The following is a 12,735-nucleotide window of genomic DNA, read 5'->3' on the forward strand; positions in this document are numbered from 1 at the left end:
CGGAACGCATTGCCCCCTCGGAGGGGCTTGGCCTCAGGTGGGTTTGGCCAGGCCCAATTTCTCCACCAGCGCCTTCTCGCGCGTGAACGTGTCCTGCGCGAACTTCTTGTACGCCGCCGTGCTCATGTACATCGGCACCATGTCATAGCGCGCCAGGGCGGTGCGGTAGCTCTCCTGCTCCATGGCCTGCTTGAAGGCATCGTGCAGGCGCTTGACCACCGCATCGGGCGTGCCCTTGGGGGCGCCAATACCAAAGGGCGAGTTCTGCACCAGGTTTAGGCCCAGCTCCTTGAGCGTGGGCGCGTCGGGGAACTTGGCCAGGCGCTCGGCGCCCCAGGTGTTGAGCACGCGCAGCTTGCCCGCCTCGACCTGCGGAGCAAAGCCCGTGGAGTCGGCCGCCGCCATGATCTGCCCGCCCAGGATGGACTGCATCAGGTCGGCGCTGCCCTTGTAGGGCACGTGCAGCAGCTCCAGGCCCAGCTGCTGGGCGATGAGTTCCATCGTCAGGTGCGGGCTGGTCATGGTGCCGGTGGAGCCGTAGCTGAGCTTGCCGGGGTTGGCCTTGGCCCAGGCCACGAAGTGCGTCCAGGTCTTGAGCGGCGAGTCGGCGGGTACCACCAGGCCAAACGCATAGCCGGTGACGTTCAGCACGTAGCTGATGTCCTTGACCGGGTCCCAGTTGATCTTGGTGGTGTAGGGCAGGCGGAATACGCCCAGCGGGATCTGCGCCACGGTGTAGCCGTCGGCAGCGGCGGTCTGCAAGGCCTGCGCGGGCAGCGTGCCGCCCGCGCCGGGCTTGTTTTCGACGATGACGGGCTGGCCCAGGATCTTGCTGGCGTTGTCGGCCAGAGAGCGCATGGTGATGTCGGTGGGGCCACCGGCCGGGAAGGCGATCACGAGCTTGATGGGCTTGTTCGGAAAGCTCTGGGCCTGCGCCACGAATGCGGGGGCAGCGAGGCTGGCGGCTCCCCATTGGATGATCTGGCGACGTTGCATGGCGGGGCTCCTGAAAGGCAAAACAAAGACTTCGCCATTGGACTGCAGCGGGCCTGACGACGGTGATGCGGAAACCCCCTAGCCGGTGTCGCCAATGTGGCACGACCCCCTTCAGGCGCTGCGCTGACTGGACGGTCGTGTGCCGACCATCGCCGTCCGCCAACCTTGGGGCTCAAGCCTTGTACGTGGACAGCAGGATGCTCGTCTCGGTGTTCGCAATGCCCGGCGTCAAGCGGATGCGCCCCAGCGCCGCGTCGAAGGCCTCCAGGCTCTCGGCCCGCACCTCGGCCACGATGTCCCAACGGCCGTTCGTGGTGTGCAGCGTGCCCACCATGGGCTCGCCGCGCAGCGTGCGGATCACCTCGGGCGCTGCGTTGCCTTCGACCGCGATGCTCATCCAGGCGCGGATGCGCTGGGGCTCGGAGTCGGGCCGCAGGCGCACGGTGTAGCCCACGATGACGCCGCTCTCCTCCATCTTGCGCAGCCGGTTCTGCACGGTGCCGCGCGAGACGCGCAGTTTGAGCGCCAGCGTGGCCACGGGCGTGCGCGCGTCGGCCCGCAGGATGCTGAGGATTTCGCGGTCGGTGTCGTCCAGTCTGTTCATAGTGGGCCTCTGGGTGATCAGAACGCCAGATTTTGCTGCATTTCGATCAGTTTGAAGTCTTTTGGTTGGCTGGCACTGTCCAGAAAATTCACGCACCGCCACCTTGCCGCCATCTTGCAACCACTGCCGCCATGCCCTCACCCGCCTCTGCCCAAGCCCCATCCGCCGTCGTGATGGTCCGCCCCCACCGCTTTCACCCCAACCCGGACACCGCGCACGACAACGCCTTTCAATCCGTAACCACTAACGCCGCCCCGGACGACATCGCGCGCCAGGCATACACCGAGGTCACGCAGGCCGCCGCGCAACTCGAAGCCGCCGGTGTGCGCGTGCACCTGTTCGACGACCTGGGCGAGCGCCACGCGCCCGATGCGGTCTTCCCCAACAACTGGTTCTCCACCCACGCCGGCGGCCATGTGGCCGTGTACCCGATGTACGCACAGAGCCGGCGGCGCGAGCGCCGCAGCGACGTGCTGGACCTGCTCAAGACCGAGTACCGCGTGCAGGACGTGATCGACTACTCGGGTCTGGAAGCAGACGGCATGTTCCTGGAGGGCACCGGCGCGATGGTGCTCGACCACATCGGCCGCATCGCCTACACCGCGCAGTCGAACCGCGCCGACCCGGTGGCGCTGGAGCGGTTTTGCACCCACTTCAACTACGAGCCCATGGCCTTTGCCACGGCCGATGCGCAGGGGCGGCCGTGCTACCACACCAACGTGATGCTCTGCGTGGCCACCGACTTCGCGCTGGGCGGGTTCCACCTGATCACCGACGCCGCGCGGCGCGACGCCGTGCGCGAGCGGCTGCGCGAAACCGGCCGCGATGTGGTCGAGCTGAGCGCCCACCAGATCGGCGAATTCGCGGGCAATGCGCTGGAGCTGACCGGCACCCACGGCCGTTTGCTGGCCCTGTCGGCGCGCGCGGCCGCCAGCCTGACCGCGGCGCAGAAGGCCGTCATCGAGCGCAGCACCACGCTGCTGCCGCTGGCTGTGCCGACCATCGAGCTGGCGGGCGGATCGGTGCGCTGCATGCTGGCGGGCGTGCACCTGGCGCGGCGCAGCGCGGTGGACGCCAGGCCCCACTGACAGCCCGCAGCGCAGTGGGCGAGCACACGAAGGTGCTGCCGCGCTGTGTGGACGCTGGGCTTTTGATTAAAAAAGGGATCTACCGCTTGATAGATAAGCGCTAGCAGCTATATTTTTAATAGCAATCACCTTTTAAAGCGCCAAGTTGCGCACCGCCTACAGCCCGACCCCGTCAGACGTTTCCAGACAGCCACCACCCAGTTCACGGGCGCGGCACGTCGGTGGTCGCCACATCCGCGTCACACCCAACGCCCGCCGCAATCCACCGCCGCGCCAGCCAGGCCAGCGGTGCCGTCAGCCAGCGGTGGCGCAGGCCCGTCACCTCGCCCGGGTCCGCCACCATGCCGCACAGGTAGCGGGCATGTGCGTCGTCCCACCGCAGCGCCACGCAGGCGCCATGGCGGCGGCGCGACACCAGCATGCCCAGCGGGCAGGGCTCGGCCAGGCAGCACAAACCGCAGCCGTTGCAGGGCGCGCCCACGGCCGGCTTGGGCGGCGCGTCGGCCTGCAGCCAGACCACGGCGTGGCGCGAGGGTGGGGTCGTCATCGCGCCATTGTGCCGACCGTCCGCCGCCCTGCGCACCCGCCACACCGCTGCGCCGCTTTGCAGCGCCCCGCGGCCGCTGCTGGCTTTTCAGCAATGGGCGCCAAAGCGCACACGCCCTGCTGCAAATCCAGCAGCCGTGCACAGGCGCTCGCACCCCGCCGTGGCGTCCCCGACTGCTGTCAACTGCCATACACGTCAACGCCGCAAGGTGCGTTTACCCAGGCGACGCAGCGCAAAGGCGGGGCAGGCGCAGCGCCCCGGAGCCATGCGCGATTTCCGCATAAGCAGCCTCTACGCCATGGCACGCGGGTTGCGGAAGGCACCGGGTCTCAGGCCGCGGCAACGGCGCCCGGTCCGAGTGAATGCACACGCACTGCACTGCACACCTCACTGAACCACTGCAACGAAGGAACTCCCCATGCTCGATCTGTCGAAACGCTTCCTGCTGGTCTCCGCGCTGGCGCTGGGCCTGGCGGCCCCTGCCGCCGCGCAGAACCTGGAGAAATCCGAAATCCGCTACCAGGGCTGGGCCGGCCAGGTGGTCTGGATCGAACTGGCCGAAGACCTCGGCTACCTCGCCCCGCTCAAATCCAAATGGGTGGGCAACACCATCAGCGGTCCGCAGGACATCCAGACCGTGGTGACCGGCGACGTGGACATCGGCGGCGCCTTCTACGGCGCCATCATCAAGCTCGCCGCCAAGAAGGCGCCGGTCAAGGCCGTGCTGGGCTACTACGGCTCGGACGACAACACCTACAACGGCTACTACGTCAAGGACGACAGCCTCATCAAGGGCCCGCGCGACCTCATCGGCAAGAAGGTCGCGGTGAACACGCTGGGCGCGCACCACGAGTTCATGCTGCGCGAATACCTGGAGCGCGGCAAACTCACCAACGCCGAGGCCAAGCAGGTCACGCTGGTGGCCACGCCGCCCGTCACTGGCGAGCAGGCGCTGCGCCAGGGGCATGTCGAAGTCTCCACGCTCGGCGGCGTGCTGCGCGACAAGGCGCTGGAGCGCGGCGGCATCCGCCCGCTGTTCAAGGACCGTGACCTGTTCGGCAACTTCACCGGCGGCGCACTGGTGCTGCACACCAAATTTATCGACCAGAACCCCAACACCAGCCGCCACCTGGTGTCGGCGCTGGCGCGCTCGATCGAGTGGGCGCGCAACTCGCCGCCGGCTGAAGTGCAGGCGCGCTTCACCAAGATCATCGATGGCCGCAAGCGCGCGGAGAACGCCGATTCGATCCAGTACTGGAAGAGCACCGGCGTGGCCGGCAAGGGGGGTCTCATCACCGACAAGGAACTGCAGATCTGGATCGACTGGCTGGTGAAAGACGAGGTGATCAAGCCCGGCCAGCTCAAGGCGTCCGACCTGTACACCAACGCGTTCAACCCCTACGCCAACGGCGGCGTGGACAAACTGGCGGCCAGCAAATGAGCACCACCCTCCATCCCCACGCCACGGCCCCGGCCAAGATCCGCTTCGAGCATGTGACCAAGGAGTTCACCGTGCGCGCCGACGACGGCGGCCCGTCCAAGCGCTTTGTGGCCGTGCAGGACGTGACGCTCGACATCCGGCCCGGCGAGTTCCTGGTGCTGGTCGGCCCGAGCGGCTGCGGCAAGTCCACCCTGCTCGACCTGCTCGCGGGCCTCACACCGCCCACCAGCGGCCAGGTGCTCATCGACGGCAAGGCCATCACCGGCCCCGCGCGGGACCGGGGCGTGGTGTTCCAGCAGTACGCGCTGTTCCCGTGGCTTACCGCGCTGGACAACGTGGCTTTCGGCCTGGAGGTCGCGGGCCTGGGCAAGCGCGAGCGCCGCGAAAAAGCCGCGCACTATCTGCAACTGGTGGGGCTGTCCGACTTCGCGCAGCGCTACCCGCACGAGCTCTCGGGCGGCATGAAGCAGCGCGTGGCGATTGCCCGCAGCCTGGCTTACGAGCCCCAGGTGCTGCTGATGGACGAGCCCTTTGCCGCACTGGACGCCCAGACGCGCGAGACGCTGCAGGAAGAGCTGGTGGACATCTGGCAGCGCACGGGCAAGACCATCGTGTTCATCACCCACGGCATCGACGAGGCCGTGGTGCTGGGCCAGCGCGTGGCGGTCATGACCACCCGCCCCGGCCGCATCAAGGAGATCGTGGACATCCCCGAATCGCTGCGCGCCGAGACCGACGACATCCGCTCGCTGCCGCTTTTCGGCGAGCTGCGCCACCGCATCTGGGGCCTGCTACACGACGAGGTCGCCTCCGCGCGCCACGAACGCCGCAGCCGCATCGCCGCCCAACCCGTGATCAAGGAGTCCCACCATGTCTGAGATCGCACTGCCCGCGCACGCTGCGCAGCAACCCGCAACCGCCCTGCCCCATGCCGCACAGGCGCTGCCCACCGTGTGGCTGCGCCTAGCCCGCCGCGTGGCCAACGGCGCCTGGCGCTCCGGCCTGGTGCTGGCGCTGGCCGTGCTGTGGGAGCTGGCGCCCCGCCTGGGCCTGACCGACCCGACCTTCCTGCCGCCCCTGACCGAAGTGCTGGCCGCGGGCTGGGTGCTGGCGCAAAACGGCCAGCTGTGGGAGCACACCTCCATCAGCCTGGCACGCTCGCTCGGCGGCCTGTCGATCGCCATCGTGGCCGCGATTCCGCTGGGGCTGGCCATCGGCTGGTACCAGCGGCTGGGCCAGGCGCTCAACCCGCTGATCGAGCTGCTGCGCAACACCGCGCCGCTGGCGCTGCTGCCGGTGTTCCTGCTGCTGCTGGGCATCGGCGAGGTGTCCAAGCTGTCCATCGTGGTCTATGCCTGCGCCTGGCCGCTGCTGCTCAACACCATCGCCGCCATGCGGCAGGTGGACCCGCTGCTCATCAAGTCCGCCCGCACCATGGGCGCCACGCCGCGCCAGCTGTTCGTGAAGGTCATCCTGCCCGCGTCGGTGCCCACGATCTTCGTCGGCATCCGCCTGGCTGCCGCATCGGCCATGCTGGTGCTGATTGCTGCGGAAATGGTGGGCGCGAAGGCCGGGCTGGGCTACCTCATCATCTACGCGCAGTACAGCTTCCTCATCGGCGACATGTATTTCGGCATCATCGCGATCACGGCGATTGGCGTGAGCCTGAACTTCGCTCTGCAGAAGCTGGAGCGGCATTTCACCGCCTGGCAAGGCGTGGCGCGCTAAGAGCGGCTAACAAAACTCTTCTGGCGTCGTTGCCGCGTCTTGTCGTACTACTCGTACTGCCTGCGACGCGGCGCCTAGCCAGAACCGCTTCGCTGAGTTTTGTTATCCGCTCTAAAGCTGCATTCACCCGAAAGTCATCGACATCACCCCAGCAAAAAGGCCACTGCGTGCAAACGCGGTGGCCTTTTTTGTTGGGGTGCAGCGACAGGGGTGCGGGCGCTGCGCGCTTTTGCCGTTGGGTTCAGCGCAGCGCGGCGCCCAGCAAGTGGTAGCTCTGGTCCAGCCGTGCGGTGCTGCCGTCGCGCACATCCCAACCGACCGCACGGCGGTAGCTGCCCCACAGGGGGGCCGCCGACTGCGCGGCAGGACTCACATCGGTCTGGGCCTCGGCAAGCGTTGCCAGGGGCACGGTCTGCGGCGCCACGTACAACGCGTCCACCGGGCAATACAGCTCACACATGAAGCAAGTCTGGCAGTCCGCCTGCCGCGCGATGGCCGGCAGGCCCGCAGCGTCTATGCCCGACGCGGCAGGGGCCGCATCGAACACGCGCGTGGGACACACCGCCACGCAGATGTTGCAGCCCGTGCAGCGGGCCGCGTCAATCAGCTCGATCATGCGGCGGCCACCTCACACTCGGTGGAGGCGCCGCGGCCAGCTGGCAGGCGAGCCACCCACACCTGCTGCAGCCCGCCCACCACGAGATGGTGCTGCTGGGCCGGGTCGATCTGGGCATAGTCGGTGCGCCGGTGCATGCCCCGCGTCTCGGTGCGCGCCAACGCGCTTTGGTACATCCAGCGCGCGTGGGCCAGCAGGGCCACGGCCTGGCGGGTGCGCCGCTGGGTCTCAGGCAAGGCGGGGGCGCTGCGCTCGGCCAGCGTCCACAGCGCGTCCAGGCGCTGCAGCGAAGGCTCCAGCCCATCGCGGCTGCGAAACCAGTTGCGCTCGAGCGGGAAGACTTCGGCCTGCACGGCCGCCACCAGGGCTTGCGGGTCAATGCGCTGCGTGGTCGCGGTGCTGACGTGCGAGCGCGCCGCCAGCCCCACCTGCCCCGCACGCCACACCGGCGCGGCGGCAGGTGTGCTGCGGTGCGCCAGTGCGTGGTCGGCCGCCCCGGCCCCGGACCAGAACCCGGTGGACAAGGCCCAGGCAGCGTTGTGGCTGCCGCCGCCAGTGAAGCCTCCGCAGATGGGCTCGCGCGAGGCTACGTCACCCGAGGCGTACAGCCCCGGCACGCGGGTCGCGCAGTCGAGCCCCTGCAACTGCAGGCCACCCGTGCCACGCACCGTGCCTTCGAGCCGCAGGGTGATGGGAAACGGCTGGGTGAACGGGTCCCGGCCCAGGCGGTCAAAAGGCAGAAAGAAATTGGGCTGCGCCTGCCGCATCCACGCACGCACCGCGCCGTCGGCCTTGTCGAGCACGGCAAACACCGGCTCGCTGATGAGGCGCCGCGCGATGATGCTGCGGCCCTGCGACGAGCCCGCGCCTTCGATCACAGCGCCGCCCGGTTCGCGAAAAGTCGCCCAGTTGTAGAACAGCGATTTGGTCACACTGGAAAACGTGGGCCCGAGGCCGTAGGCACTCGAAAACTCCATGCCTGAAAAAGCTGCGCCCGCCTCGGCCGCCATCAGGTGCCCATCGCCGGTGAGCACATCGGTGCCCAGCGCCTTGCTGAGGAAGGCACAGCCACCGCTGGCCAGCACCACAGCCCCTGCGTGCACCGCCCAGGGCGTGTCGCCCGGCTCTGCCACGCCGGTGGCGCCGCGCACCTGGCCGTGGGCATCTACCAGCAGTTCGAGCGCGGGGTGGTGGTCCAGGATGCGCACCCCCGCCGCCTTCACCCGCTTGCGCATCAGGCGCATGTACTCGGGCCCCTGCAGCGAATTGCGCCGCTCGTTGCCCGCATCGTCCACCGGAAAGGGGTAGCCCCAGTCGGCCAGCTGCTGCAGGTTGTGCCAGGTCTGGTCCAGCACGCGGTCCATCCACTCGTGGCTGGCCAGAAAGCCGCCCGGTGCCTCGCGCTGCGCCTTGGCAGCGGTGCGGGCCTGCAGGTCGGGCGGCACCCACCAGGTGCCGGTGCCCGAGGGTGCGGTGGCACCCGAGGTGCCGCAAAAGCCCTTGTCCACCAGGATCACACGCGCCCCGCGGGCTGCAGCGGCAATGGCGGCCCAGGTGCCGGCCGGGCCGCCGCCGATCACCAGCACATCGGCTTCGTGGGTGGGGTGCGCCAGGCGCTCGGCGCGGCGGGTGTCGAAGGTTTCAGTCATGAAAAACTCCAAGGGGGTGAAACAAGAACGGGCAGCGCACGACGGCAGACCGCCGCTGCCGCGCCCGCCACGCGGACCACGGCAGCGGCGGGCGCGTCAGATCGTGATGCGGGTGCCGTCGAAGCGTGTGAACGAGAAGCCCTCGAACGGCTCGCGGAAGGTCTGCTTTTGTTCGCGCAGCAGGCTGACGACCAGGGCCTCGCCCTGCGCATAGGCGGCAGCGGCATCCGAGCGCCAGTGGATGCCGGCAGCCGTGCGGCCCGAGCCGTAATTCAGCGCCAGCTTGTTGAGCTCGCCTCCCACCGTGAGCGCGGGGCCCTGGTAGGGGATAAGCCGGGTGGGGTCGCTCGGGTCGGGCTGCACCGGGTTGGCGATGACCAGGGATTCGTCGTAGAAGGCCTTGAGCAGCGTGGCGGTGACGGCCGCGATGATGGCCGCGCCGCCGGGGTAGGACGAATGAATGGGCGCACCCTCCGGGTACACCTGTGACAGCAGGTAGGTGCCGTTCTTCGCGCGGCTGCGCTCCAACGCCTGCGAGCCCAGGAAGGACTCATGGATCGGGTACTCATTCACCCGGTTGGCCAGGCGATGGTGCACCAGCCCGCCAAAAGCCTCGGGGCGCAGGATGCGCTGCTCGTACCACTTCTGGTAGTAGTTGACGCGGATGGCCAGCGATGTGGCCAGCGACAGCACCGACTGGAAGTAGGCCGAGCCGAAGGTGCCCGAGGCACCGCCGCTGGTCTTGAGCTTGAGGTACGGATTGCTGGGCGCCAGGCTTTTGTCGCCCGCAAACAGCCCGCCGTAGCCCGGCTGCGCCGCCGACAGCGGCGTGCCCAGCAACTGATTGGCCGCGAAACTGAACGCCACCGCCGCATGCGCGTAGGCCGCCAGGTCGCGCGTGGTGGCGATGTAGCGCAGCGTGGGGTCGAACGCAATGCGCCCGGCGGGGGCCTTGCCGTTTTGCACGTTGAGCCACTCGTCGTAGCCCGTGAGGAACTCGTTGGCCGGTGTGTAGGTGCGGATGCGGGCCGACAAGGTTTGCGGTCCCAGGGGCACATCGCGGAACAAAAACTGTGAAATGTAAGGCCCGTCGGTCACGCCCGGCGGGGTGGCCCAGCGGCCAGTGCGCCCCGTGCGGTCGTTGCTGTCCACGTACCACGCCGCGCCACGGAACAGCGTCTGCGGCGTCACCTTGCCGTTGACCTTGGGGCCGTGGAAGTCCGGCGCGCGGCTCAGCTCTTCGGCCGCGGCAATCACATCGGCGTGCCGCGTGCCGTCCTGGAATTCGCTGAAAGGCACGTCGCGCAGCAACGCCACCCAGTAGATCTCGGCGGCCTCGCCCGCGCGCTGCGTGCCCGCCAGGGTGGGCGCGGGGGGCAGCGAAAACTGGGCGGCATTGAGGCCGTCCAGGCTCACCGCCAGGGTGCCGATGGGGTTGACCAGCTTGCGTGTGCCACCCAGCACGATCTTTTCAAAGTCGGCCGGGTCGCGCGATGCAAACGCAGCCGTGGCCAGGTTCCAGGCCGGCAGGTCCACCTCGCCCCGGGCGTTGTGCGGCAGGCCCCGGGTGTCCGAGCCGATCTTGTTGGCGTACAGCGCATCGTCACCGTTGACAGGGTGCGGAGGAATCGGCACGGCCGCACTGGCGCGCGCGAGGTCGATGCGCAATTGTTCAGACCTGCGCAAAAACTGCGCGTCGTAGCCTGCGGCAGCCACACCGCCAGTCCCCGCCTGCTGTGCCTGTGCCGCCGCGCTGCCCGCCAGGAGAGCGGGAGCCACAGCGGCGCCACTGGCCAGGCCCGCCAGCCCTGCGCCCGCTTGGCCCAGGAAGTGGCGCCGCGGTGTGTTGTGCGGGGCGCCCGGTGTAGAGGCCGTGGGTTGCGATTCAGATGGATGCATGAAAACTCCCTGGGTTGTTGTGGTGGCGAATGGGTTGGGCAGCGGTTGCGTGGCGCTGGAACGCCGCAGCTTCACTGTGCGTAGCGCAAGTGGCTGGGCGGTTGAAGCGGCAGAGGGCGATGGTTGCCAGAGTGGGTGGGCTCGGCCAGCAGGCCATGGCGTTTGAGCAGGGTGCGCAACGTGTTGCGCGTGACCCCCAGCAGCCGCGCGGCCTGCACCTGGTTGTCATTCGATTGCTCGAAGGCGCAGCGCACCAGCGCCGCCTCGACCGATTCGTACAGCCGGGGGGCGCCCTGCTCCACCAGGCTCTGCAACGCCGCCTGCAGTGATTCCGTGGCCGACGCGGAGGGCGGCGGACCCAGTGGTGGCACCTGGGCGGGCGTGAACATGCCCGCGAACCCCGGCGCAGGCTGCAAGGTGGGCACCAGCTTCAGATCGCCAGGCTCAATGACCCCCACGTGGGCAACGATCAGCGCAAAGTGCACCACGTTCTCCAGCTCACGGATGTCCCCGGGCCAGGCGTACGACAGCAGCGCTTGCCGCGCGGCGGCTGACAAGCGGGCCGGTGACTGCCCAAGGCGCTGTGCGTAAAGGGCCATGAAATGCTCGGCCAGCGGCAAGATGTCGCCGGGCCGTTCTCGCAACGGCGGCAAGCCTACAGAGGCCACGTTGAGCCGGTAGTAGAGGTCTGCACGGAAATGCTGTGCCTGGACGGCGCGCACCAGGTCGATGTTGGTGGCCGCAACGAGGCGCACATCCAGCGTGACGGGTTTGCGCGAGCCCAGGCGCACAACCTGGCGCTCCTGCAGCACGCGCAGCAGCTTGACCTGCAGCGCCTGGGGCAGGTCGCCGATCTCATCCAGAAACAGCGTGCCCCCCTGCGCGGCCTCGAACCAGCCTGCGCGCGCTTGCGTGGCGCCTGTGAAGGCCCCGGCCTCGTGGCCGAACAGTTCGGCGTCGATCAATGACTCGCTGAAAGCACCGCAATTGACCGCCACAAACGGCCCCCGCCGGCCACTCTGGGAATGGATGTGGCGTGCGATCAGCTCCTTCCCCGTGCCGGTTTCTCCCACCACCAACACCGACGCATCGCTGCGCGCAATGCGGTCCACATGGACCAGCAACCGGACAGAGTGCGGGTCATGGAACAGCAGCGCCTTGGCCCGGATGGTCGGAGCCCCCCCTGCTGGCGATTCGGGCAGCGTGAGCACACGGTGTGAGGAAGGGGCGGCAGAGGCCGGCGAGAGACTGGACATGCCGCCAGACTAAGGCGCTCTTCACCGCATGCGAACGCAGGATTTCGCATGTGGATATGCAGGAAACCGGCGCGGTGGTCCGGCAGCCTCACACACAACTCCACGCGACCGCGCAGTCTCGTCGCATTGCGCTACGGGGCAGCATCTACACCACTCCGACATCTTTCCCGGGAGGGCGTAAAAAAAGCCCTCGCTGCCGGGGCAGCGGGGCCAAATCCGGTCGCGGGGACCGGCGAGGGAGACAAGCCACACGAGAGAAAAGGGGCGTCCACTGCGGCAAGGCCGTCAGCCCATTCCCAGGGCCGACCCCATGCCGAACCCAGGGCTTAACAGCCGCTGGGGCGGTTGGGGCGCATGGGGACGATGCCCGTCACACGCAGCGTGGCGTTTGATCCGTCGGAGGCCGTCAGTGTCTTGCCACTGAAGCGCACCTGATTGCTCTCCCGCACCACTGCCGTGTCGGTAGGCTCGCCACTGGCGTATTCCTTGCCGTCAAAGGTCAGGAAGACCTGGTGCAGACCCGTCGCATCTGGGCGATAACGAATGTCGCCAAACGCGGTCGCCGCCGAGCCCACCTTGTTGGCGCCATCAAAGCGGAAAGCACACAACTCGGGCACCGAGCCGACGGGGTTTTCCTTGTCCACGTTCGTGAGGTTCAACGTTCCGTTGCCGTACACGCCGTTGAGGCCATCGAGCGTGGCGCTGCTCACGGTCAGCACGCCAGGTTCGTTGCTGGGCGTCGGGTCGTCATCATTGCCGCCGCCGCAGGCCACCAGCAGTACAGAGGTGGCCGCGAGGGCGGTACAGGTCTTGAGGAAAGTAAAAGCGTTCATGGTGATGGGCGTCCTTGGATGTGGATGGAAGGTGGGGAGCCGATCCCCTGAAACCCATCGTAGGAAGCCCACCCCGTA

Annotated in this window: 12 protein-coding genes; 4 read left to right on the forward strand and 8 right to left on the reverse strand. The window is 68.1% G+C overall.

From position 1 onward, the window contains the following. Positions 1-33 precede the first annotated feature (33 nt). On the reverse strand, positions 34-996 hold the full coding sequence (locus ARADN35_RS0123950; protein ID WP_010466679.1) for a Bug family tripartite tricarboxylate transporter substrate binding protein: 963 nt from the start codon (positions 994-996) through the stop codon (positions 34-36). Positions 997-1,168: 172 nt separating this feature from the next. Then, positions 1,169-1,600, reverse strand: a complete 432-nt coding sequence (locus ARADN35_RS0123955) for an Lrp/AsnC family transcriptional regulator (protein ID WP_010466682.1) — start codon at positions 1,598-1,600, stop codon at positions 1,169-1,171. A gap of 131 nt (positions 1,601-1,731) precedes the next feature. On the opposite strand from ARADN35_RS0123955, the gene ctlX reads away from it, so the two are divergent. Next, positions 1,732-2,688, forward strand: coding sequence for a citrulline utilization hydrolase CtlX (gene ctlX / locus ARADN35_RS0123960; RefSeq protein WP_029414361.1), 957 nt, complete (start codon positions 1,732-1,734; stop codon positions 2,686-2,688). 202 nt (positions 2,689-2,890) lie between these two features. Here ctlX and ARADN35_RS0123965 read toward each other — a convergent pair whose 3' ends face one another. Continuing rightward, on the reverse strand, positions 2,891-3,235 hold the full coding sequence (locus ARADN35_RS0123965) for a hypothetical protein (RefSeq protein ID WP_010466687.1): 345 nt from the start codon (positions 3,233-3,235) through the stop codon (positions 2,891-2,893). 418 nt (positions 3,236-3,653) lie between these two features. On the opposite strand from ARADN35_RS0123965, the gene ARADN35_RS0123970 reads away from it, so the two are divergent. From ARADN35_RS0123970 to ARADN35_RS0123980, 3 genes are read left to right on the forward strand one after another with little or no spacing between them, the layout of a single operon-like run. Then, the gene (locus ARADN35_RS0123970; protein ID WP_010466689.1) at positions 3,654-4,676 is read left to right on the forward strand and encodes an ABC transporter substrate-binding protein; all 1,023 of its coding nucleotides are present in this window, start codon (positions 3,654-3,656) and stop codon (positions 4,674-4,676) included. Next, on the forward strand, positions 4,673-5,554 hold the full coding sequence (locus ARADN35_RS0123975; protein ID WP_010466691.1) for an ABC transporter ATP-binding protein: 882 nt from the start codon (positions 4,673-4,675) through the stop codon (positions 5,552-5,554). Before ARADN35_RS0123970 ends, ARADN35_RS0123975 begins: the two co-directional genes overlap by 4 nt. Further along, on the forward strand, positions 5,547-6,404 hold the full coding sequence (locus ARADN35_RS0123980) for an ABC transporter permease (protein ID WP_010466693.1): 858 nt from the start codon (positions 5,547-5,549) through the stop codon (positions 6,402-6,404). Before ARADN35_RS0123975 ends, ARADN35_RS0123980 begins: the two co-directional genes overlap by 8 nt. A 241-nt stretch (positions 6,405-6,645) precedes the next feature. Here ARADN35_RS0123980 and ARADN35_RS0123985 read toward each other — a convergent pair whose 3' ends face one another. The 5 genes from ARADN35_RS0123985 to ARADN35_RS0124005 all read right to left on the reverse strand — a co-directional run bounded on the left by ARADN35_RS0123985 (position 6,646) and on the right by ARADN35_RS0124005 (position 12,657). Next, positions 6,646-7,020, reverse strand: a complete 375-nt coding sequence (locus tag ARADN35_RS0123985) for a 4Fe-4S dicluster domain-containing protein (RefSeq protein ID WP_010466695.1) — start codon at positions 7,018-7,020, stop codon at positions 6,646-6,648. Beyond that, entirely contained in the window at positions 7,017-8,669 is a 1,653-nt protein-coding gene (locus ARADN35_RS0123990; RefSeq protein WP_010466697.1) for an FAD-dependent oxidoreductase, read from the reverse strand. The genes ARADN35_RS0123985 and ARADN35_RS0123990 overlap by 4 nt, the downstream gene beginning before the upstream one ends. A 96-nt stretch (positions 8,670-8,765) precedes the next feature. Beyond that, entirely contained in the window at positions 8,766-10,568 is a 1,803-nt protein-coding gene (locus ARADN35_RS0123995; protein WP_010466699.1) for a phosphatase PAP2 family protein, read from the reverse strand. Positions 10,569-10,639: 71 nt separating this feature from the next. Continuing rightward, positions 10,640-11,824 (reverse strand): sigma-54 interaction domain-containing protein, encoded by a 1,185-nt coding sequence (locus ARADN35_RS26765; RefSeq protein WP_050812576.1) that lies wholly within the window; start codon positions 11,822-11,824, stop codon positions 10,640-10,642. 326 nt (positions 11,825-12,150) lie between these two features. After that, the gene (locus tag ARADN35_RS0124005) at positions 12,151-12,657 is read right to left on the reverse strand and encodes a hypothetical protein (protein WP_010466704.1); all 507 of its coding nucleotides are present in this window, start codon (positions 12,655-12,657) and stop codon (positions 12,151-12,153) included. Between the last annotated feature and the right edge of the window lie 78 nt (positions 12,658-12,735).

The sequence above is a fragment of the Acidovorax radicis N35 genome (assembly GCF_000204195.1).
Taxonomy (GTDB): domain Bacteria; phylum Pseudomonadota; class Gammaproteobacteria; order Burkholderiales; family Burkholderiaceae_C; genus Acidovorax; species Acidovorax radicis.

Excerpts from the sequence above, each read along its gene's own strand:
- ARADN35_RS0123950 (WP_010466679.1), bottom strand. The coding sequence starts at position 996 with ATGCAACGTCGCCAGATCATCCAATGGGGAGCCGCCAGCCTCGCTGCC.
- ARADN35_RS0123955 (WP_010466682.1), bottom strand. The coding sequence starts at position 1,600 with ATGAACAGACTGGACGACACCGACCGCGAAATCCTCAGCATCCTGCGG.
- ctlX (WP_029414361.1), top strand. The coding sequence starts at position 1,732 with ATGCCCTCACCCGCCTCTGCCCAAGCCCCATCCGCCGTCGTGATGGTC.
- ARADN35_RS0123965 (WP_010466687.1), bottom strand. The coding sequence starts at position 3,235 with ATGACGACCCCACCCTCGCGCCACGCCGTGGTCTGGCTGCAGGCCGAC.
- ARADN35_RS0123970 (WP_010466689.1), top strand. The coding sequence starts at position 3,654 with ATGCTCGATCTGTCGAAACGCTTCCTGCTGGTCTCCGCGCTGGCGCTG.
- ARADN35_RS0123975 (WP_010466691.1), top strand. The coding sequence starts at position 4,673 with ATGAGCACCACCCTCCATCCCCACGCCACGGCCCCGGCCAAGATCCGC.
- ARADN35_RS0123980 (WP_010466693.1), top strand. The coding sequence starts at position 5,547 with ATGTCTGAGATCGCACTGCCCGCGCACGCTGCGCAGCAACCCGCAACC.
- ARADN35_RS0123985 (WP_010466695.1), bottom strand. The coding sequence starts at position 7,020 with ATGATCGAGCTGATTGACGCGGCCCGCTGCACGGGCTGCAACATCTGC.
- ARADN35_RS0123990 (WP_010466697.1), bottom strand. The coding sequence starts at position 8,669 with ATGACTGAAACCTTCGACACCCGCCGCGCCGAGCGCCTGGCGCACCCC.
- ARADN35_RS0123995 (WP_010466699.1), bottom strand. The coding sequence starts at position 10,568 with ATGCATCCATCTGAATCGCAACCCACGGCCTCTACACCGGGCGCCCCG.
- ARADN35_RS26765 (WP_050812576.1), bottom strand. The coding sequence starts at position 11,824 with ATGTCCAGTCTCTCGCCGGCCTCTGCCGCCCCTTCCTCACACCGTGTG.
- ARADN35_RS0124005 (WP_010466704.1), bottom strand. The coding sequence starts at position 12,657 with ATGAACGCTTTTACTTTCCTCAAGACCTGTACCGCCCTCGCGGCCACC.